At 65.3% G+C, this 20,289-nt stretch carries 15 protein-coding genes and 3 rRNA genes; 14 read left to right on the forward strand and 4 right to left on the reverse strand.

What is annotated here, in order from left to right:
- Genes FPZ47_RS12170 through FPZ47_RS12185 form a run of 4 tightly spaced genes read left to right on the forward strand, consistent with a single transcriptional unit; the run spans window position 1 to window position 3,249 of the window.
- Window positions 1-915: a F0F1 ATP synthase subunit gamma gene (locus FPZ47_RS12170; RefSeq protein WP_144952039.1), complete on the forward strand. Its 915-nt coding sequence runs from the start codon at window positions 1-3 to the stop codon at window positions 913-915.
- 27 nt (window positions 916-942) lie between these two features.
- Window positions 943-2,394 (forward strand): F0F1 ATP synthase subunit beta, encoded by a 1,452-nt coding sequence (gene atpD / locus FPZ47_RS12175; RefSeq protein ID WP_144952037.1) that lies wholly within the window; start codon window positions 943-945, stop codon window positions 2,392-2,394.
- A 39-nt stretch (window positions 2,395-2,433) separates the two neighbouring features.
- Window positions 2,434-2,799 carry a F0F1 ATP synthase subunit epsilon gene (locus FPZ47_RS12180; protein ID WP_144952035.1) on the forward strand — a complete coding sequence of 122 codons (366 nt, stop codon included), beginning with the start codon at window positions 2,434-2,436 and terminating at the stop codon, window positions 2,797-2,799.
- A 6-nt stretch (window positions 2,800-2,805) separates the two neighbouring features.
- Entirely contained in the window at window positions 2,806-3,249 is a 444-nt protein-coding gene (locus FPZ47_RS12185; RefSeq protein WP_144952033.1) for a DUF2550 domain-containing protein, read from the forward strand.
- Between the two features lie 8 nt (window positions 3,250-3,257).
- Here FPZ47_RS12185 and FPZ47_RS12190 read toward each other — a convergent pair whose 3' ends face one another.
- Window positions 3,258-3,842: a cob(I)yrinic acid a,c-diamide adenosyltransferase gene (locus FPZ47_RS12190; protein WP_144952031.1), complete on the reverse strand. Its 585-nt coding sequence runs from the start codon at window positions 3,840-3,842 to the stop codon at window positions 3,258-3,260.
- A 127-nt stretch (window positions 3,843-3,969) separates the two neighbouring features.
- Between FPZ47_RS12190 and murA the strand changes: the two genes are divergently transcribed.
- From murA to rrf, 4 genes are all read left to right on the forward strand, one after another.
- Complete coding sequence (gene murA, locus FPZ47_RS12195; RefSeq protein ID WP_144952029.1) at window positions 3,970-5,223, forward strand: UDP-N-acetylglucosamine 1-carboxyvinyltransferase; 1,254 nt, start codon at window positions 3,970-3,972, stop codon at window positions 5,221-5,223.
- Window positions 5,224-5,592: 369 nt separating this feature from the next.
- Window positions 5,593-7,111, forward strand: a 16S ribosomal RNA gene (locus FPZ47_RS12200).
- Between the two features lie 291 nt (window positions 7,112-7,402).
- Window positions 7,403-10,490: ribosomal RNA gene (locus FPZ47_RS12205) — 23S ribosomal RNA — on the forward strand.
- A gap of 69 nt (window positions 10,491-10,559) precedes the next feature.
- Window positions 10,560-10,673, forward strand: a 5S ribosomal RNA gene (rrf, locus tag FPZ47_RS12210).
- The 16S, 23S and 5S rRNA genes sit together here, the layout of an rRNA operon.
- A 44-nt stretch (window positions 10,674-10,717) precedes the next feature.
- Here rrf and FPZ47_RS12215 read toward each other — a convergent pair.
- Window positions 10,718-11,215 carry a methylated-DNA--[protein]-cysteine S-methyltransferase gene (locus tag FPZ47_RS12215; protein WP_144952027.1) on the reverse strand — a complete coding sequence of 166 codons (498 nt, stop codon included), beginning with the start codon at window positions 11,213-11,215 and terminating at the stop codon, window positions 10,718-10,720.
- Complete coding sequence (locus FPZ47_RS12220) at window positions 11,212-12,699, reverse strand: DNA-3-methyladenine glycosylase 2 family protein (RefSeq protein ID WP_144952025.1); 1,488 nt, start codon at window positions 12,697-12,699, stop codon at window positions 11,212-11,214. The genes FPZ47_RS12215 and FPZ47_RS12220 overlap by 4 nt, the downstream gene beginning before the upstream one ends.
- A gap of 180 nt (window positions 12,700-12,879) precedes the next feature.
- Here FPZ47_RS12220 and FPZ47_RS12225 point away from each other — a divergent pair, with 180 nt between their 5' ends.
- The 6 genes from FPZ47_RS12225 to FPZ47_RS12250 all read left to right on the forward strand — a co-directional run bounded on the left by FPZ47_RS12225 (window position 12,880) and on the right by FPZ47_RS12250 (window position 18,510).
- Window positions 12,880-13,440 carry a sigma-70 family RNA polymerase sigma factor gene (locus FPZ47_RS12225; RefSeq protein ID WP_144952023.1) on the forward strand — a complete coding sequence of 187 codons (561 nt, stop codon included), beginning with the start codon at window positions 12,880-12,882 and terminating at the stop codon, window positions 13,438-13,440.
- A complete protein-coding gene (locus FPZ47_RS12230) occupies window positions 13,437-14,135 on the forward strand; it encodes an anti-sigma factor (protein WP_144952021.1) in 699 nt (232 codons plus the stop codon). The genes FPZ47_RS12225 and FPZ47_RS12230 overlap by 4 nt, the downstream gene beginning before the upstream one ends.
- A 106-nt stretch (window positions 14,136-14,241) precedes the next feature.
- On the forward strand, window positions 14,242-14,907 hold the full coding sequence (locus FPZ47_RS12235; RefSeq protein WP_144952019.1) for a fasciclin domain-containing protein: 666 nt from the start codon (window positions 14,242-14,244) through the stop codon (window positions 14,905-14,907).
- A gap of 96 nt (window positions 14,908-15,003) precedes the next feature.
- On the forward strand, window positions 15,004-16,758 hold the full coding sequence (locus FPZ47_RS12240; protein WP_144957078.1) for a cytochrome c biogenesis protein DipZ: 1,755 nt from the start codon (window positions 15,004-15,006) through the stop codon (window positions 16,756-16,758).
- 120 nt (window positions 16,759-16,878) lie between these two features.
- Window positions 16,879-17,463: a fasciclin domain-containing protein gene (locus FPZ47_RS12245; RefSeq protein ID WP_144957076.1), complete on the forward strand. Its 585-nt coding sequence runs from the start codon at window positions 16,879-16,881 to the stop codon at window positions 17,461-17,463.
- Window positions 17,464-17,541: 78 nt separating this feature from the next.
- Window positions 17,542-18,510, forward strand: coding sequence for a 2-hydroxyacid dehydrogenase (locus FPZ47_RS12250; RefSeq protein ID WP_425461847.1), 969 nt, complete (start codon window positions 17,542-17,544; stop codon window positions 18,508-18,510).
- A gap of 5 nt (window positions 18,511-18,515) precedes the next feature.
- Here the strand turns inward: FPZ47_RS12250 and FPZ47_RS12255 are convergent, their stop codons facing one another.
- A complete protein-coding gene (locus FPZ47_RS12255) occupies window positions 18,516-20,141 on the reverse strand; it encodes an adenylate/guanylate cyclase domain-containing protein (protein WP_144957068.1) in 1,626 nt (541 codons plus the stop codon).
- Window positions 20,142-20,289 lie beyond the last annotated feature (148 nt).

Genomic DNA, 20,289 nt, shown 5'->3' on the forward strand with positions numbered 1-20,289 from the left:
ATGGCTGCCACACTTCGTGAATTGCGCGGACGGATCCGCTCCGCCGGGTCGATCAAAAAGATCACCAAGGCCCAGGAGCTGATCGCGACCTCGCGCATCGGGCGGGCTCAGGCTCGGCTGGAGTCCGCCAGGCCGTACGCCTCCCAGCTCACGGCGATGCTCACCACCTTGGCCGCCGAAGCCGCGTTGGATCATCCATTGCTCGTCGAGCGCCCCGAACCCACGCGTGCGGGCGTGCTCGTGGTGACGTCCGACCGCGGTCTGTGTGGCGCCTACAACGCGAGCACCTTCCGCCGGGCCGAGGAACTTTTTGCCTTGCTTCGGGAAGAGGGCAAAACTCCGGTGCTCTACACGGTCGGCCGTAAAGCATTGAATTACTATAGGTTTCGCAACTGGGACATCGCTGGATCCTGGACCGGCTTCTCCGAGCAGCCGCAGTACGAGAACGCCGCCGAGATCGCCGGGGCTTTGGTCGACGTGTTCATGCTCGGTGCCCGCGGCGAGGGCGACAACGATCGCGACACCGAGGGTGTCGACGAACTGCACATCGTCTACAGCGAGTTCAAGTCGATGTTGTCGCAATCGGCGGAGGCGCACCGGATTGCCCCCATGGTGATCGAGTACGTCGAGGAAGAGCCCGAAGTGCGCACGTTGTATTCGTTCGAGCCCGATGCGACGACGCTTTTCGAGTCCCTCCTGCCGCGGTACCTGACCACCCGTGTGTACGAGGCGCTGCTCGAATCCGCGGCATCGGAGCTGGCGTCACGCCAGCGGGCGATGAAGTCGGCCACCGACAACGCCGACGACCTGATCAAGGCCCTGACGCTGTTGGCGAACCGCGAGCGGCAGGCCCAGATCACCCAGGAAATCAGCGAAATCGTCGGCGGCGCAAACGCGCTCGCCGACGCGCGCTAGCCAGGCCCCACGAGGAAGCGAAAAGATATGACTGCCACTGCCCAAAAAAACGAGAAGGCGACCCAGAGCGACAGCAGCGGCCGCGTGGTCCGGATCACCGGGCCGGTCGTCGACGTCGAGTTCCCGCGGGGTTCGGTCCCGGGCCTGTTCAACGCGTTGCACGCCGAGATCACTTACGAGGAGCTCGCGAAGACCCTCACGTTTGAGGTCGCCCAGCACCTGGGTGACAACCTGGTGCGCACCATCTCGATGCAGCCCACCGACGGACTGGTCCGTGGTGTCGAGGTCACCGATACCGGTAACCCGATCTCGGTGCCGGTCGGCCAAGAGGTCAAGGGCCACGTCTTCGACGTGCTGGGCCAGTGCCTGGACAAGCCGGGTTATGGGGAAGACTTCGAGCACTGGTCGATTCACCGCAAGCCCCCGGCGTTCGAAGATCTCGAACCGCGCACCGAGATGCTCGAGACCGGTCTGAAGGTCGTCGACCTGCTGACCCCCTACGTGCGTGGCGGCAAGATCGCGCTGTTCGGCGGCGCCGGTGTGGGTAAGACGGTGCTCATCCAGGAGATGATCAACCGCATCGCCCGCAACTTCGGCGGTACGTCGGTTTTCGCCGGCGTGGGGGAGCGCACCCGCGAGGGCAACGACCTGTGGGTGGAGCTGCAAGAGGCCAACGTGCTCAAGGACACCGCGCTGGTGTTCGGTCAGATGGACGAGCCCCCGGGCACCCGTATGCGGGTGGCACTGTCGGCGTTGACGATGGCGGAGTGGTTCCGCGACGAGGCGAACCAGGACGTGCTGCTGTTCATCGACAACATCTTCCGGTTCACCCAGGCGGGATCCGAGGTGTCGACGCTGCTCGGCCGCATGCCGTCGGCGGTGGGCTACCAGCCCACGCTGGCCGACGAGATGGGTGAGCTCCAGGAGCGCATCACCTCGACGCGTGGGCGTTCGATCACCTCGATGCAGGCGGTCTACGTGCCCGCCGACGACTACACCGACCCGGCGCCGGCGACGACGTTCGCGCACCTGGACGCCACCACCGAGCTGTCCCGTTCGGTCTTCTCCAAGGGCATCTTCCCCGCGGTGGACCCGCTGGCCTCCAGCTCGACGATCCTCGACCCCGGTGTCGTCGGCGAGGAGCACTACCGTGTGGCGCAGGAGGTCATCCGGGTGCTGCAGCGCTACAAGGACCTTCAGGACATCATCGCCATCCTCGGCATCGACGAACTGTCCGAGGAGGACAAGCAGTTGGTGAACCGGGCCCGCCGCATCGAGCGGTTCCTCTCGCAGAACATGATGGCCGCCGAACAGTTCACCGGACAGCCGGGCTCGACGGTGCCGCTGAAGGAGACCATCGAGGCGTTCGACCGCCTGACCAAGGGCGAGTTCGACCATGTGCCCGAGCAGGCGTTCTTCCTGATCGGCGGTCTCGACGACCTGGCCAAGAAGGCCGAGAGCCTCGGCGCCAAGCTGTGATCGACATCCGGCTGGCAGCAAGGCGAAAGGCGGCGTGAAATGTCGGAATTGAATGTCGAGATAGTCGCCGTGGACCGAAAGATCTGGTCCGGGGAGGCGACGTTCCTGTTCACCCGCACCACCGTCGGCGAAATCGGCATCCTGCCCCACCACATCCCGCTGGTGGCCCAGTTGGTCGACGACGCCATGGTGCGCGTCGAACGGGACGGCGAGGACGATCTCCGGATCGCGGTGGACGGCGGATTCCTGTCGGTCACCGAGGAGACCGTCAGCATCCTGGCCGAATCCGCGGCATTCGAATCGGAGATCGACGAGAGCTCCGCCAGGGAGGATTCCGAGTCCGACGATCCTCGTATCGCCGCACGGGGCCGCGCCAGATTGCGTGCCGTCGGCGCGATCGACTAGCGCCCGATGAGCGCGCCCATGGGTCTCATGGTCGCGCTTGTCGTCGTGCTGGGCTTGGCCGTGCTCGCCCTGAGCTATCGGCTGTGGAAGCTGCGCCAGGGTGGGACGGCGGCGATCATGCGGGACATTCCCGCGGTGGGGGGCCATGGCTGGCGTCACGGCGTGATCCGTTATCGCGGCGGCGAAGCCGCGTTCTACCGGCTGTCCAGTCTGCGGTTGTGGCCGGACCGGCGGCTCAGCCGGCGCGGAGTGGAGATCGTGGGTCGGCGCGCGCCGCGAGGTGACGAGTTCGACATCATGACCGCCGAGGTCGTCGTTTTGGAGCTGCGCGACACGACGCAGGACCGCAGGTCTGGTCACGAGATCGCGCTGGACAGGGGCGCTTTGACCGCATTCCTGTCCTGGCTGGAATCCCGGCCGTCGCCCCGCGCCCGTCGGCGCAGCGTTTAGCCTTTCGGTCAGCCCGGCGCCGGCGCGCCGCCGCCGGGCTTCCAGAGCACGTCGTCGCCGTCATTGGCCACCCGCGTCAGGATGAACAGCAGGTCCGACAACCGGTTGAGGTATTGCGCCGGCACGACGCTGACCGACTCCCGATGGGCGTCCACGGCGGCCCACGCCGAACGCTCGGCCCGGCGTACCACGGTTCGCGCGACGTGTAACAGCGCGGACAGCGCCGAACCGCCCGGCAGCACAAAGGAGTTCAGTGCCGGCAACGCCTCGTTATATGTGTCACACCATTTTTCGAGCCGGTCGATGTAGGGCTGGCTGACTCGCAGCGGGGGGTATTCGGGGTTCTCCACCACCGGGGTCGACAGGTCCGCACCCGCGTCGAACAGGTCGTTCTGGATCTGGCGCAGCACGCCGGAGATCTCCTGGCCGGGCTGCCCGAGGGCGAGGGCGACACCGATCGCGGAGTTGGCCTCGTCGCAGTCCGCGTACGCCACCAGGCGAGGGTCGTTCTTCGAGACCCGCGAGAAGTCGCTCAGCCCGGTCGTGCCGTCGTCGCCGGTCCGGGTATAGATGCGGGTCAGGTGTATCGCCATGACAAAACCGTACCCGGCCCGGCCACTTGGCTCGATGGCTTGACTCCTGCTCACGCCGCTCCACCGGGCGCATCGTCGTCACGCGGGCTGACTGACAAGCCGATAGGCCTTCACTAGACTGACGCGGGTGGCCGAGCGATTCGTGGTGACCGGTGGCAACCGGTTGTCCGGCGAAGTCGCCGTGGGCGGCGCCAAGAACAGTGTGCTCAAGCTCATGGCCGCGACACTGCTGGCCGAAGGCACGAGCACGATCACCAACTGCCCCGACATCCTCGACGTGCCGCTGATGGCGGAGGTTCTGCGCGGTCTGGGCGCCACCGTCGAACTCGACGGCGACGTCGCGCGCATCACTTCGCCCGACGAGCCGAAATATGACGCCGACTTCGCCGCGGTGCGGCAGTTCCGGGCCTCGGTCTGCGTGTTGGGGCCGCTGGTGGGCCGCTGCAAACGGGCCAGGGTCGCCCTTCCGGGCGGCGACGCGATCGGATCGCGTCCGCTGGACATGCACCAGGCGGGTCTGCGCCAGCTGGGTGCGCAGTGCAACATCGAGCACGGGTGCGTGGTCGCGCAGGCGGAGACGTTGCGCGGCGCGGAGATTCAGCTGGAATTCCCGTCGGTGGGAGCGACCGAGAACATCCTGATGGCCGCGGTGGTGGCCGACGGGGTGACGACGATCCACAACGCGGCGCGGGAACCCGACGTGGTCGATCTGTGCATGATGCTCAACCAGATGGGGGCGCAGGTCGAGGGTGCGGGTTCTCCGACGATGACGATCACCGGCGTCCCGTGGCTACACCCGACCGAGCACCGGGTGATCGGCGACCGCATCGTGGCGGCGACCTGGGGTATCGCCGCGGCGATGACCCGCGGAGACATCTCGGTGACGGGCGTCGACCCCGCCCACCTGCAGTTGGTCCTGCACAAGTTGCACGACGCCGGTGCCACCGTCACCCAGACCGACGACAGCTTCCGGGTGGCCCAGTACGAACGTCCCAAGGCGATCAGCGTTGCGACATTGCCGTTTCCGGGCTTTCCGACCGATCTGCAACCGATGGCCATCGCCCTGGCGTCAATCGCCGACGGCACCTCGATGATCACCGAAAACGTCTTCGAGGCGCGCTTCCGCTTCGTCGAGGAGATGATCCGGCTGGGCGCCGATGCGCGCACCGACGGCCATCACGCGGTGGTGCGGGGCCTCCCGCAACTCTCCAGCGCGCCGGTGTGGTGTTCGGACATTCGCGCCGGCGCCGGCCTGGTGCTGGCGGGGCTGGTGGCCGACGGCGACACCGAGGTGCACGACGTCTTTCACATCGACCGCGGCTACCCATTGTTCGTGGAAAACCTGCAGATTTTGGGAGCGGAGATCGAGCGGGTACAGTAGTCGGAGTCCGGGACCGACAAGGGCCCAAAGGTGCGGCCAGAGAACGAAGTTGGCCAAAACCTGGCTTGACCCTCCTGCTGGATCCGTACTAACCTGGCACGGCCGGCCCTAGCGGGCCACGGAAAGGCCAAAAACTGGGGCTTGACTCCAAAGCCAAGTTTGTATTAAGCTGGCAGGGTTGCCCCGGAGCGGGTGCGACAAGCAAGAGTGTTGTTTGAGAACTCAATAGTGTGTTTGGTGTTTTTGTTTGTTGTTGTTTTTTGACCATGCTTACACGCCCCGTGTGTGGGCATGGTTGTTTTTGATGCCAGATTTTGGTGTCTTGTCAGGTATCTCTGATTTGAATTCACCTCGTTCGCGAGGAGTTTTTGTTTGGAGAGTTTGATCCTGGCTCAGGACGAACGCTGGCGGCGTGCTTAACACATGCAAGTCGAACGGAAAGGCCTCTTCGGAGGTACTCGAGTGGCGAACGGGTGAGTAACACGTGGGCAATCTGCCCTGCACTTCGGGATAAGCCCGGGAAACTGGGTCTAATACCGAATAGGACCTCGAGACGCATGTCCCGAGGTGGAAAGCTTTTGCGGTGTGGGATGGGCCCGCGGCCTATCAGCTTGTTGGTGGGGTGATGGCCTACCAAGGCGACGACGGGTAGCCGGCCTGAGAGGGTGTCCGGCCACACTGGGACTGAGATACGGCCCAGACTCCTACGGGAGGCAGCAGTGGGGAATATTGCACAATGGGCGCAAGCCTGATGCAGCGACGCCGCGTGGGGGATGACGGCCTTCGGGTTGTAAACCTCTTTCAGCAGGGACGAAGCGAAAGTGACGGTACCTGCAGAAGAAGCACCGGCCAACTACGTGCCAGCAGCCGCGGTAATACGTAGGGTGCGAGCGTTGTCCGGAATTACTGGGCGTAAAGAGCTCGTAGGTGGTTTGTCGCGTTGTTCGTGAAAACCGGGGGCTTAACCCTCGGCGTGCGGGCGATACGGGCAGACTAGAGTACTGCAGGGGAGACTGGAATTCCTGGTGTAGCGGTGGAATGCGCAGATATCAGGAGGAACACCGGTGGCGAAGGCGGGTCTCTGGGCAGTAACTGACGCTGAGGAGCGAAAGCGTGGGGAGCGAACAGGATTAGATACCCTGGTAGTCCACGCCGTAAACGGTGGGTACTAGGTGTGGGTTTCCTTCCTTGGGATCCGTGCCGTAGCTAACGCATTAAGTACCCCGCCTGGGGAGTACGGCCGCAAGGCTAAAACTCAAAGGAATTGACGGGGGCCCGCACAAGCGGCGGAGCATGTGGATTAATTCGATGCAACGCGAAGAACCTTACCTGGGTTTGACATGCACAGGACGCCGGCAGAGATGTCGGTTCCCTTGTGGCCTGTGTGCAGGTGGTGCATGGCTGTCGTCAGCTCGTGTCGTGAGATGTTGGGTTAAGTCCCGCAACGAGCGCAACCCTTGTCTCATGTTGCCAGCACGTAATGGTGGGGACTCGTGAGAGACTGCCGGGGTCAACTCGGAGGAAGGTGGGGATGACGTCAAGTCATCATGCCCCTTATGTCCAGGGCTTCACACATGCTACAATGGCCGGTACAAAGGGCTGCGATGCCGCAAGGTGGAGCGAATCCTTTAAAGCCGGTCTCAGTTCGGATCGGGGTCTGCAACTCGACCCCGTGAAGTCGGAGTCGCTAGTAATCGCAGATCAGCAACGCTGCGGTGAATACGTTCCCGGGCCTTGTACACACCGCCCGTCACGTCATGAAAGTCGGTAACACCCGAAGCCAGTGGCCTAACCCTTTGGGAGGGAGCTGTCGAAGGTGGGATCGGCGATTGGGACGAAGTCGTAACAAGGTAGCCGTACCGGAAGGTGCGGCTGGATCACCTCCTTTCTAAGGAGCACCACGAAAAGCACCCCAACAAGTGGGGTGCGAGCCGTGAGGGGTTCTCGTCTGTAGTGGACGGGACCGGGTGCGCAACAGCAAATGATCGCCAGACACACTATTGGGCCCTGAGACAACACTCGGGCTGTCCTGTTCGGACTGCCTCAGTGGTGTCCCTCCATCTTGGTGGTGGGGTGTGGTGTTTGATTACTGGATAGTGGTTGCGAGCATCTAAACGGATGCGTTGCTCATAGCGGTGACGTGTTCGTTTTGTGTAATTTCTTCTAGATTTTTGTGTGTTAGTAAGTGTTTAAGGGCGCATGGTGGATGCCTTGGCATCGAGAGCCGATGAAGGACGTGGGAGGCTGCGATATGCCTCGGGGAGCTGTCAACCGAGCATTGATCCGAGGATGTCCGAATGGGGAAACCCAGCACGAGTGATGTCGTGTTACCCGCATCTGAATATATAGGGTGCGGGAGGGAACGCGGGGAAGTGAAACATCTCAGTACCCGTAGGAGAAGAAAACAATTGTGATTCCGCTAGTAGTGGCGAGCGAACGCGGAACAGGCTAAACCGCACGCATGTGTAACCGGGTAGGGGTTGTGTGTGCGGGGTTGTGGGAATGATATGTCTCAGCTCTACCTGGCTGAGAGGTAGTCAGAAAGTGGCGTGGTTAGCGGAAGTGACCTGGGATGGTCTGCCGTAGACGGTGAGAGCCCGGTACGCGAAAACCCGTCACCTACCTAGTATCAACTCCCGAGTAGCAGCGGGCCCGTGGAATCTGCTGTGAATCTGCCGGGACCACCCGGTAAGCCTAAATACTTCTCGATGACCGATAGCGGATTAGTACCGTGAGGGAATGGTGAAAAGTACCCCGGGAGGGGAGTGAAATAGTACCTGAAACCGTGTGCCTACAATCCGTCAGAGCCTCCTTGTGGGGTGATGGCGTGCCTTTTGAAGAATGAGCCTGCGAGTCAGGGACACGTCGCAAGGTTAACCCGTGTGGGGTAGCCGCAGCGAAAGCGAGTCTGAATAGGGCGATTGAGTGGCGTGTTCTGGACCCGAAGCGGAGTGATCTACCCATGGCCAGGGTGAAGCGCGGGTAAGACCGCGTGGAGGCCCGAACCCACTTAGGTTGAAGACTGAGGGGATGAGTTGTGGGTAGGGGTGAAAGGCCAATCAAACTCCGTGATAGCTGGTTCTCCCCGAAATGCATTTAGGTGCAGCGTTACGTGTTTCACCACGGAGGTAGAGCTACTGGATGGCCGATGGGCCCTACTAGGTTACTGACGTCAGCCAAACTCCGAATGCCGTGGTGTATAGCGTGGCAGTGAGACGGCGGGGGATAAGCTCCGTACGTCGAGAGGGAAACAGCCCAGATCGCCGGCTAAGGCCCCTAAGCGTGTGCTAAGTGGAAAAGGATGTGCAGTCGCAGAGACAACCAGGAGGTTGGCTTAGAAGCAGCCACCCTTGAAAGAGTGCGTAATAGCTCACTGGTCAAGTGATTGTGCGCCGATAATGTAGCGGGGCTCAAGCACACCGCCGAAGCCGCGGCAACCGCAAGGTTGGGTAGGGGAGCGTCCCTCATTCAGCGAAGCCTCTGGGTAACCGGTGGTGGAGGGTGGGGGAGTGAGAATGCAGGCATGAGTAGCGATTAGGCAAGTGAGAACCTTGCCCGCCGAAAGACCAAGGGTTCCTGGGCCAGGCCAGTCCGCCCAGGGTGAGTCGGGACCTAAGGCGAGGCCGACAGGCGTAGTCGATGGACAACGGGTTGATATTCCCGTACCCGTGTGTGGGCGTCCCTGACGAATCAGTGGTACTAACCACCCAAAACCTCAACGACTGTTCCCCTTCGGGGGCGTGGCGTTGTGGGGCTGCGTGGGAACTTCGCTGGTAGTAGTCAAGCAATGGGGTGACGCAGGAAGGTAGCCGTACCAGTCAGTGGTAATACTGGGGTAAACCTGTAGGGAGAGCGATAGGCAAATCCGTCGCTCACTAATCCTGAGAGGTGATGCATAGCCGATTGAGGCGAATTCGGTGATCCTCTGCTGCCAAGAAAAGCCTCTAGCGAGCACACACACGGCCCGTACCCCAAACCGACACAGGTGGTCAGGTAGAGAATACCAAGGCGTACGAGATAACTATGGTTAAGGAACTCGGCAAAATGCCCCCGTAACTTCGGGAGAAGGGGGACCGGCATACCGTGAACACCCTTGCGGTGGGAGCGGAAACCGGTCGCAGAAACCAGTGAGAAGCGACTGTTTACTAAAAACACAGGTCCGTGCGAAGTCGCAAGACGATGTATACGGACTGACGCCTGCCCGGTGCTGGAAGGTTAAGAGGACCCGTTAACCGCAAGGTGAAGCGGAGAATTTAAGCCCCAGTAAACGGCGGTGGTAACTATAACCATCCTAAGGTAGCGAAATTCCTTGTCGGGTAAGTTCCGACCTGCACGAATGGCGTAACGACTTCTCAGCTGTCTCAACCATAGACTCGGCGAAATTGCACTACGAGTAAAGATGCTCGTTACGCGCGGCAGGACGAAAAGACCCCGGGACCTTCACTACAACTTGGTATTGGTGTTCGGTACGGTTTGTGTAGGATAGGTGGGAGACTGTGAAACTCCAACGCCAGTTGGGGCGGAGTCGTTGTTGAAATACCACTCTGATCGTATTGGACACCTAACGTCGAACCGTATATCCGGTTCACGGACAGTGCCTGGCGGGTAGTTTAACTGGGGCGGTTGCCTCCTAAAATGTAACGGAGGCGCCCAAAGGTTCCCTCAACCTGGACGGCAATCAGGTGTTGAGTGTAAATGCACAAGGGAGCTTGACTGCGAGACTTACAAGTCAAGCAGGGACGAAAGTCGGGATTAGTGATCCGGCACCCCCGAGTGGAAGGGGTGTCGCTCAACGGATAAAAGGTACCCCGGGGATAACAGGCTGATCTTCCCCAAGAGTCCATATCGACGGGATGGTTTGGCACCTCGATGTCGGCTCGTCGCATCCTGGGGCTGGAGCAGGTCCCAAGGGTTGGGCTGTTCGCCCATTAAAGCGGCACGCGAGCTGGGTTTAGAACGTCGTGAGACAGTTCGGTCTCTATCCGCCGCGCGCGTCAGAAACTTGAGGAGTGCTGTCCCTAGTACGAGAGGACCGGGACGGACGAACCTCTGGTCTACCAGTTGTCCCACCAGGGGCACCGCTGGATAGCCACGTTCGGCTAGGATAACCGCTGAAAGCATCTAAGCGGGAAGCCTTCTCCAAGATCAGGTTTCTCACCCTTTTAGAGGGATAAGGCCCCCCGCAGACCACGGGTTCGATAGGCCAGACCTGGAAGCTCAGCAATGAGTGCAGGGAACTGGCACTAACCGGCCGAAAACTTACCAACACACCTCGCAACCACTATCTCCGAACGCCACACCCCCCACCAGAACACTTTGTTCAAAATAAATAGAGTTACGGCGGCCAGAGCGACAGGGAAACGCCCGGTCCCATTCCGAACCCGGAAGCTAAGCCTGTCAGCGCCGATGATACTGCCCTTTTCGGGTGGAAAAGTAGGACACCGCCGAACATACACAAAAACACCCCCGTAACCCGGGGGTGTTTTTGTGCTTTCTAGTCGAATAATGACAAGTTCGCGCACGCCCGCCGTTTCTCCAGTTCGAGCAGGATGCGTTTGCGTTCCAGGCCTCCTCCGTAACCGGTGAGGTTTCCGCCGGCGCCGATGACACGGTGGCACGGCACGACTATTGCGATGGGGTTCCGGCCGTTGGCCAACCCCACTGCGCGCGCGGAACCGGGGGCGCCGATCTGTTCGGCGATTTGTCCGTAGGACCGGGTCTCCGCATACGGAATCGTCAACAGCGCCTTCCAGACTCGCCGCTGGAACTCGGTACCCCGCAGGTCGAGATCGAGGTCGAAGTCGACGAGCTCTCCGGCGAAGTAGGCCTCGAGTTGCCCGACGGCGTTGTCGAACGCCCCGGGGCCGGGCGTCCAGCCGGCGCGGCTGGGTTCATGGGTCTGGTCGGCCATCCGCAGATTGGTCAGGGTCGATCCGCGGCCGGCCAGGGTTAGGGGTCCTATCGGGCTGTCGATGGTGCGGTACTGAATCATGCGACGTCCCAATGGTTTACCGGATGCGCGAGGGTGGTCCACAGATGTTGGGTGGCATACGAGCGCCAGGGACGCCAACGAGCGCTGTGCGCGACGAGAGCCCGTTGCCCCGCGGGGAAACCCAGCCGCTGGGCGGCGAGTCTCAGGCCGAGGTCACCGGCGGGAAACGCGTCGGGGTCGCCGAGCGCGCGCATGGCGATCACCTCCACGGTCCACGGGCCGATCCCCGGCAGAACCAGCAGCTGCTCGCGTGCGCGAGTCCAGTCGCTGCCGGCGTCCAACACGACGTGCCCCTGGGCGAGGCCGGAGACCAACGCGCTCAGTGCCCGTCGACGGACCCCGGGCACCGCCAGATGCGCCGGATCGATGTCTGCGAGTTGGTCGATCGAGGGGAACGTGTGGGTCAACGCGCCCTCGGGATCGTGGATCGGGTGCCCGTAGGCCGCAGCCAGCCTGCCCGCGTGGGTTGTGGCCGCTTGAGTGGACACCTGTTGGCCCAGTACCGCGCGCACGGCGAGTTCGGCCTCGTCGACCGTGCGGGGAATGCGCTGTCCCGGGGCGCGAGCCACCACGGGACCGAGCGCCGGGTCGTCGGCCAGCGCGTCGACCACCGCCTCGGGATCGGCATCGAGGTCCAGCAGGCGCCGGCAGCGCGCGATCGCGGTGGCGAGGTCGCGGAAGTCGGCGAGCGCCAGTCTGCAGCGGACATGGTCGGCGGCGGGGGCGAGCGCAACCACGGCGTTGCCGGCCTGAAGCCGCAGGCTGCGCCGGTAGCTGCCGGCGCGGACCTCTTCGCACCCGGGTACGGCCGTGGCGGCGAGATGGCCGAACACGCCCTCGTACGCGAACGGGGTGCGTACCGGCAGCCGCAGGCTCACCGCCCCCGGGGACGGATTGGCGGATTTCGCGGGTTCGGGCCGGGCCGCCGCGCTCCGGCGCAGCGCCGTCGGCGTGCTTTCGAAGACCAGGCGCACGGTGTCGTTGAACTGACGGATGCTCGAAAAGCCCGCCGCGAAGGCGACGTCGCCGAAGGACAGGTCGGTGGTCTCGATCAGCAGCCGCGCGGTCTGCGCCCGCTGCGCGCGGGCCAGCGCAAGCGGGCCGGCGCCCGCTTCGGCGCGCAACACGCGCTCCACTTGGCGGGCGGTGTAGCCCAGGTGCGCCGCCAGGCCGCCGACGCCCAGCCGATCCACCGTGCCGTCGGCGATCAGCCGCATGGCGCGGGCGACGAGGTCGCCGCGCACGTTCCATTCCGGGGACCCCGGCGAGGCGTCGGGACGGCACCGCTTGCAGGCCCGAAACCCCGCCTGTTGGGCGGCCGCCGCGGTCGGAAGGAAGCGGACGTTGCGGGCGAAGGGCGGTCGCACGGGGCAACTGGGCCGGCAGTAGATCCGGGTCGTGAGCACGGCGGTGACAAACCAGCCGTCGAACCGGGTGTCCTTGGACTGTACGGCCCGGTAGCAGCGTTCGAAGTCCTCGTGCACGTCTCCTACAGTGACACCCGCCCGCCGACAACGCTGGCGGAAACGCGACATCAAAGTGGGGCGCGGGAAAAGCTCGTCCGCCTGCCCGGCAGCTTCGAATCACCAACGTGAAAGAAAGACCGGCGCGCGGGAGCGGGAATCCGGGCGGACGTTTGCAGGCCTCACATAGGCTACCCATCGATGAGTGGGTCGCGCGCGGGCAACGAGCTGGACGCATTGCTGCGTCGGGTCGCGCGCGGCGACAGCGCCGCATTCGCCGCCGTGTACGACCTCACCGCGAGCCGCGTGTACGGAATGGTGATGCGGGTGCTGCGTGATCCCGGCTACAGCGAGGAAACGACCCAGGAGATTTATTTCGAGTTGTGGCGCTCGGCGGGAGAGTACGACTCGGGTAAAGGTTCGGCTTTGGCCTGGCTGCTGACCATGGCGCACCGGCGCGCCGTCGACCGGGTGCGCTCGGAGGAGGCCTTCAGCAGGCGGGAGTCCCGCTACGCCGCGGCCAGCGCCGAGCCGCCCGGTGATGTCGTCGTAGAGTCGGCGATCGCCGGTGAGGAGCGTCGCCGGGTGGTCGCATGCCTGGACGCGTTGACCGACACGCAGCGGCAGTGTATCCAGTTGGCCTACTACGAGGGATTGACGTATAGCGAAGTGTCGCAGCGGTTGGACGCGAATCTGTCGACGGTCAAGTCGCGCATGCGCGACGCGCTGCGGAGCCTGCGAAACTGTCTGGACGTGCGATGACCGAACCGACCGAATTCGAATTGCTCGCGCTTGCCGCGCCATACGCGCTCGACGCCGTGTCGGATCAGGAGCGGGTCGACATCGAGCGGCGCGTCGCGGCCGCCCCGCGGTCGTTGGCGGCGGCCTTCGACGCGGAAGTCCGGGCCACCCGCGAGACGATGGCGGTCGCGTCGGCGGCGACCGCGGTCGAGCCGCCGCCCCGTCTGCGCGCCGTCATGCTGGCGGCGGCGGAACCCCGCGGCAAGCGCCGGTCGGGTTGGCGTACGGCAGTTCTGGCTTCCGCGGCGGCGGCGATCGTGGTCGGCGCGGTCGCCTTCGGTGTCGGCGTGCTGGTGCGGCCGCACCCACCCGCGACCGTCGCGGCGCAAGTCTTGGCCGCTCCGGACGTGCGCACGGTGTCCGGCCCGCTTGCCGACGGTACGGCCACGGTGGTGTTCTCGCGTGATCGCAACGCGGGTGTGCTGGTGATGAACAATGTCCCGCCGCCCTCCCCGGGCACCGTCTATCAGATGTGGTTGCTGGGCGCCAAGGGTGCGACCTCGGCGGGGACGATGGGCACAGCGGCAGTGGCGCCCTCGACCACCGCGACGCTGACCAACCTCGGAACGTCGACAGCCCTGGCGTTCACCGTCGAACCCGGCACCGGCTCGGCCCGGCCGACCGGGACGATACTGGCCGAGTTGCCGCTGCGCTGAACGGCCCACTGCCAGCACCCGTCCGCGGCCGCGCTGTCTCCGAATAACCTGCGTCCGGTCGAAAGGCGGTGCACGAGGCCGTCCCTGATGAAGGAGTACAAACGCGATGATGAACGCTCGGGCCAGAACAGTCGCTGCGGCAAGCCTCGCGACGATTGCGGTCGTTGGTTTCTCGGCATGTTCAAGCAACAAGTCGGCGTCTGGGCCGACGACCACTCACAGCACGCCGACCAGCATGGCGGCGCCCGCGACGACCTCGGGGATGGCCGATCCCGCGGCCGACCTGATCGGCACCGGCTGCGCCGCCTACGCCAAGCAGAACCCCAGCGGTCCGGGGTCCGTCGCCGGAATGGCCCAGGACCCGGTCGCCACCGCCGCGTCGAACAACCCGATGCTGACCACCCTGACGTCGGCGCTCTCGGGCAAGCTGAACCCGGACGTCAACCTGGTCGACACGCTCAACGACGGCCAGTACACGGTATTCGCGCCGACCAACGCCGCCTTCGACAAGCTGCCGGCCGCCACCATCGACAAACTCAAGACCGACGCGCCGTTGCTCAAGAGCATCCTGACCTACCACGTGGTGCAAGGTCAGCAGAGTCCGGCCAAGGTCGACGGCACCCACCCGACCCTGCAGGGCGCCACCTTGACCGTGACCGGACAGGGTGACGCCCTGAAGGTCAACGACGCCGGTCTGGTTTGCGGCGGTGTTCACACCGCCAACGCGACGGTGTACATGATCGACACCGTGCTGATGCCTCCGGGCCGGTAATCCCCGATGCGAGACAGGGACAGCCCGGCCGCGGCCGGGCTGTCCCTGTCTCGCATCGGCACCAATCCATGAGCGGACCGGCCACGAATCCCTGTCGTGTTGACCGTCGCGCTGATCGGCTTTTTCGGGGGCCTGCTTACCGGCGTATCGCCGTGCATTCTCCCGGTGCTTCCCGTGGTCTTCTTCGCGGGAACCCAAAACCCCATCGATGACATTGCCGCGCAACCGGTTTCCGGTGAGGGAGTCGCGGTTGCGATCGAGCCGCGACGTACGCGGCGGACGACCATGCGGCCCTACCTGGTCGTCGGCGGCTTGGTGCTCAGCTTCAGCCTGGTCACCTTGACCGGCTCGGCGGTGCTGACGCTCCTGCACCTGCCGCAGGACGCCATCCGCTGGATCGCGCTCGTGGCGCTCGTCGCGATCGGCCTGGGCCTGATCTTCCCGGCGTTCCAGCACCTGCTGGAGCGGCCTTTCGCGCGCATCCCGCAGAAGCACATCGGCATGGATGGCAGTGGCTTCGGCCTGGGTTTGGCGCTGGGTGCTCTCTACGTCCCCTGCGCGGGCCCCGTTCTCGCAGCCATCGCGGTCGCCGGCGCCACGGCAGCCATCGGCCCGGCGACCGCGGTGCTGACCGGCGCGTTCGGGCTCGGCGTCGCCCTGCCGTTGTTGGTGTTCGCACTGGCGGGCCAACGAATTGCCCAGCGGATAAGCGTGTTCCGGCGCAACCAGCGGCAAATCCGCGTCGCGGCGGGGCTGGTGATGATTCTGCTCGCGGTGGCGTTGGTCTTCAATGTGGCCGCGGTGCTGCAGACCGCCGTGCCCGACTACACCGGCCCGCTGCAGGACAGGCTGGCCGCCGACCATGGTGTCGGGCAGCAGCTGCCGCTCGGCGGCATCGTCAACGACGAGAACGTCCGGCTGTCCAACTGCGGCAATGGTGCCTCGGAGCTCGAAAACTGTGGTCCGGCACCCGATCTCAAGGGGATCACCGGCTGGTTGAACACACCCGGAGATCGGCCGGTCGACCTCGCGTCGCTGCGCGGCAAGGTCGTTCTGATCGATTTCTGGGCGTATTCGTGCATCAACTGCCAGCGCGCCATCCGCCATCTCGTCGGCTGGTACGACGCGTACAAGGACTACGGGTTCGAAGTGGTCGGCGTGCACACGCCCGAGTACGCCTTCGAGAAGGTGGCAGGCAATGTCGCCAAGGGCGCCGCCGATCTGGGCATCCGGTATCCGATCGCCCTCGACAACCGCTATTCGACGTGGACGAACTACCGAAACCGCTACTGGCCCGCGGAATACCTGATCGACGGGGCCGGCCAGGTGCGGCACATGAAATTCGGCGAAGGCGGCTACAGCGTCACCGAGAAGCTGATCCGGCGGCTGCTCGTCGACGCGCATCCCGGGCTCAAACTTCCGCCGCCGCGCGACACGACGGATCCCGCCCCCCGCCGACAGACCACCCCGGAGACCTATCTGGCAGTGGGCAAGGTCGTCAACTACGGCGGGGAGGGCCGGTACGACGAAGGGGCCGCGACGTTCGACTACCCGCCGGTCCTGGCCGCCGACAGGTTCGCGCTGCGGGGACGGTGGTCGCTGGACTACCAGGGCGCGACGGCCGACACGGACCAGTGCGGCATCGAACTGAACTACCACGCCAAAGACGTCTATATCGTCGCCGGCGGCACGGGAACCCTGACCGTCACCCGCGGCGGACGGTCCGTCGCGCTGCCGATCAGCGGCCCGCCCACGTCGCACCGGATCGTCGCCGACGATCAGCCGGCGTCGGGAACGCTGGAGGTCCGGCCCGGCCGGGGGTTGCAGATCTACTCCTTCACCTACGGCTGACCCCGATCACGATCGACTTCCCCGGTCGGCAGTCCAAAACGGTCCGGGCTCCGAATCATCCATGTCGGTAGGAATCCGGCGGCGGACACCCGCCGCCGACACTTAGGAGGCCAGATCCACATGAAAGCACGCACCACGTCATTTTTGGCGACGGGATTCGCGGCGGCGACCCTCGTCGGTTTTGCGGTGACCACCGCCCCGACCGCGGCCGCGGCCGACCTGGTCGGGCCGGGATGCGCGGAATACGCGGCGGCCAACCCCAGCGGTCCGGGATCGGTGGAGGGGATGTCGCAGGCCCCGGTGGCGGTGGCGGCGTCGAACAACCCGATGTTGACGACGTTGACCGCCGCTCTTTCGGGCAAGCTGAATCCCGATGTGAACCTGGTCGACACGCTGGACAACGGGCAGTACACGGTGTTCGCCCCGACCGACGCCGCCTTCGCCAAGCTGCCGGAGTCGACCATCGGCCAACTCAAAACCGATTCGAAGCTGCTGACCAGCATCCTGACCTACCACGTGGTGCAGGGGCAGTTGAGTCCGGCCCGGGTCGTGGGCTCCCACAAGACCCTGCAAGGCGCGAACGTGACCGTGTCCGGGCAGGGAAACAACCTCAAGTTCGACAACGCGGGTCTCGTCTGCGGCGGCGTGCCGACCGCGAACGCGACGGTGTACATGATCGACACGGTCCTGATGCCGCCCAGGTAGTCAGTCGTCCCGTCGGGAACGTCTCCATCACACCGCGAGCCGGGGGAGGCCCCCCGGCTCGTGGGTGATGATGGGGCCGTGACGGTGACGATTCCGGACGGCGTGCTGGGCATCGGCGAGTTCGAGCCGACGTTCGAGGCCGAGTTGGCCGCGCGCTATCAGATTCCCAGGCTTCCCGACGGTCCGGGTCGGGCCGAGTACCTGGCTGAGCGCGCGGCCGGCATTCGAGTGGTGGTGACGTCGGGCCGGCCCGGCGTCGACGCGGAGACGATGGCGGCACTGCCCGTCCTGGAAGCGATCGTCAACAACGGCGCCGGTGTCGACCTGATCGATCTCGACGCGGCGAAGCGCCACGGGGTCGGCGTGAGCAACACCCCCGACGTGCTCTCGGACACGGTCGCCGATACGGCGCTGGGGCTGCTACTGATGACGGTGCGTCGTTTCGGTGCCGCCGACCGCTACGTGCGGGGCGGCCGATGGGCGCGCGGGGGCCAGTTCCCGTACACCGGCGACGTCAGCGGCCTGCGGGTCGGCATCCTGGGCCTGGGCCGGATCGGTTCGGCCATCGCGACCAGGCTGCTCGGATTCGACTGTGCCATCGCCTATCACAACCGCAACCGGATCGCCGGGTCGCCGTACCGCTACGCCGAGTCGCCGGTCGAGTTGGCGGAATCGGTCGACGTGCTGGTCATCGCCACCACGGGAGATCACGGAACGCGCCACCTGGTCGATCGCGGCGTCCTGCACGCGTTGGGGCCCGAGGGCTACCTGATCAACATTGCCCGCGGCAGCGTCGTGGACCAGGACGCGCTGGTGGAGTTGGTGGCCTGCGGCGGGCTGGCCGGGGCGGGCCTGGACGTCTTCGCCGACGAGCCCCGGGTGCCCACGGAGTTGCTCGGGCTCGACAACGTGGTGCTCTTCCCGCACATCGGCAGCGCGACCGCCCGAACCCGCCGGGCGATGGCGCGGCTGGCGATCCGCAACCTCGACAGCTACCTCGAGACCGGTGAGCTCGTGACACCGGTGCTGCGGCCCCGCGACCGGTAGCGCGTTTACCCGCTCGCCCGAGCGGGCCCGGCGGGCAAGGCCAGCCGGGTGGGACGCTCGTGTCCGCGCAGGGTGACCGTCTCGCCCAACGACCAACGGGCACGCTCGTTTTCGCTCGCGCCGTCCAGGGCGCCGGCCGTCGCGAGCAACCCGCCCGGATACGTCTTGGCCAGCTCGCAGAGCCGGGCGGCCTCGTTGACCGACTCACCGATCACGGTGTACTCGAAGCGTTCCCGGGCGCCGACGTTGCCGGCGACCACTTGGCCCGCCGCGACGCCGATGCCGGCCCGGCAGTCGGGCATCTCCTCGGCCAGCCGCTCGGCGATGCGACGGGCGGCCGCCAGCGCCTCCTCCTCCGGGCGGTCGAGGTGGTTCGGGGCGCCGAACACCGCCAGCGTCGCATCGCCCTCGAACTTGTTGACCAGACCGCGGTGGCGGTCCACCTCCTCGACGACGATGCCGAAAACCCGGTTGAGCACCGCGACGACTTCGGCGGGAGGCCGACTGGTCACCAACTGCGTGGAGCCGACGATGTCGATGAACACGACGGCGACGTGGCGTTCCTCCCCGCCCAGCTTCGGTCGCTCGCGTTCGGCAGCGGCGGCCACCTCGCGTCCGACGTGCCGGCCGAACAGGTCGCGCACGCGTTCTCGTTCCCGCAGGCCGTCGACCATCGCGTTGAAACCGCGCTGCAGCTCGCCGAGTTCGGTCCCGTCGAACACCACCAGGTTGCCGCGCAGATCGCCTTGTGCGACGCGCTCGAGCGCCGCGCGCACCACCCGCACCGGTGTTGCGGTGAGCCAGGCCAGGATCCACATCAACAGGCAGCCGAAGATCAGCCCTGCGAGCGACACCATCAGCACGCCGACGGCGAACTCGGTTTCGGTGAGGTTCCGCATCAGGATCTGGAAGACCGCCAGCAGGGCGATGCCGATGACGGGCACGGCCGACCCGAGGAACCAGACCATCATCGTCCGGCCCATGATGCCCGCGGTCAGCCGCTGGGGTGGTCGTCCCGCCTCCAGCGCCTGGGCGGCCACCGGCCGCAGCGCGAACTCGGCCAGCAGATAACTACCGGTGGCGACCAGGATGCCGCAGAACGTCACCACGAACAGGAACCGCGGGATGAACAACGTGTTGACCAGTCCGTAGAGGGTGGTCAGCAGCGCCGCGCCGGATCCCCACAGGACGAGGTCGACGATCGCGATCCGCCACGGGGCCAGGAACGTGTTGCGCTCGTCGTCGCGGGTCGGGGTGCGCTCCTCGATCGCCCAGCGCAGCGCGAGCACCGTCCGTCGGGTGATCCAGTAGGCGCCCAGCGCCAGGGCGACCGCCAGGTAGCCCGGGACGACCCCGAACGTGAGCCACAGCGGGGCGTCGCTGAACACGCTCGGCTCGGGAATCGCGACCGTCACCAACAGAAGGGCCGCGCCGATGCCGAGCAGGTTCGCGGCGACGACGAGCACCGTCAGGATGACCTGGATGCGTACCCGCCGACGACGTTGGCTCTCCGTCACGCGCCCGAGCAGCAGCGAGCCGTACGCCGGGGTTTCCGGCAGCCGGCCGCTCTGCCGGGTGACCGTCTCGAGCACCCGGCCCAGGCGTCGCGCCACGGTCTTCTGTGCCGACATGGTGGCGTCAGCCTAATTTGTCGGCCACGCTCTGATATGGAATCGGTTTTGTCAAGTGGGCAGGGGGAAGCGGGGGGGGGGGGCGGGGGGGGGGGGGGGGGGCGGCGGGGGGCGGCGGGGCGTGGGGGGGGGGGGGGGGGGGGGGGGG

Origin of the sequence: Mycobacterium helveticum, from assembly GCF_007714205.1 — a bacterium.
In the GTDB taxonomy this organism is placed as follows: domain Bacteria; phylum Actinomycetota; class Actinomycetes; order Mycobacteriales; family Mycobacteriaceae; genus Mycobacterium; species Mycobacterium helveticum.

Bases quoted from the DNA above. Each gene is read 5' to 3' on its own strand.
- FPZ47_RS12255 (WP_144957068.1), bottom strand. From the start codon at position 20,141: ATGTCGGCACAGAAGACCGTGGCGCGACGCCTGGGCCGGGTGCTCGAG.
- FPZ47_RS12185 (WP_144952033.1), top strand. From the start codon at position 2,806: ATGAGCGCGCCCATGGGTCTCATGGTCGCGCTTGTCGTCGTGCTGGGC.
- FPZ47_RS12190 (WP_144952031.1), bottom strand. From the start codon at position 3,842: ATGGCGATACACCTGACCCGCATCTATACCCGGACCGGCGACGACGGC.
- atpD (WP_144952037.1), top strand. From the start codon at position 943: ATGACTGCCACTGCCCAAAAAAACGAGAAGGCGACCCAGAGCGACAGC.
- FPZ47_RS12170 (WP_144952039.1), top strand. From the start codon at position 1: ATGGCTGCCACACTTCGTGAATTGCGCGGACGGATCCGCTCCGCCGGG.
- FPZ47_RS12225 (WP_144952023.1), top strand. From the start codon at position 12,880: ATGAGTGGGTCGCGCGCGGGCAACGAGCTGGACGCATTGCTGCGTCGG.
- FPZ47_RS12245 (WP_144957076.1), top strand. From the start codon at position 16,879: ATGAAAGCACGCACCACGTCATTTTTGGCGACGGGATTCGCGGCGGCG.
- FPZ47_RS12235 (WP_144952019.1), top strand. From the start codon at position 14,242: ATGATGAACGCTCGGGCCAGAACAGTCGCTGCGGCAAGCCTCGCGACG.
- FPZ47_RS12230 (WP_144952021.1), top strand. From the start codon at position 13,437: ATGACCGAACCGACCGAATTCGAATTGCTCGCGCTTGCCGCGCCATAC.
- FPZ47_RS12180 (WP_144952035.1), top strand. From the start codon at position 2,434: ATGTCGGAATTGAATGTCGAGATAGTCGCCGTGGACCGAAAGATCTGG.
- FPZ47_RS12215 (WP_144952027.1), bottom strand. From the start codon at position 11,215: ATGATTCAGTACCGCACCATCGACAGCCCGATAGGACCCCTAACCCTG.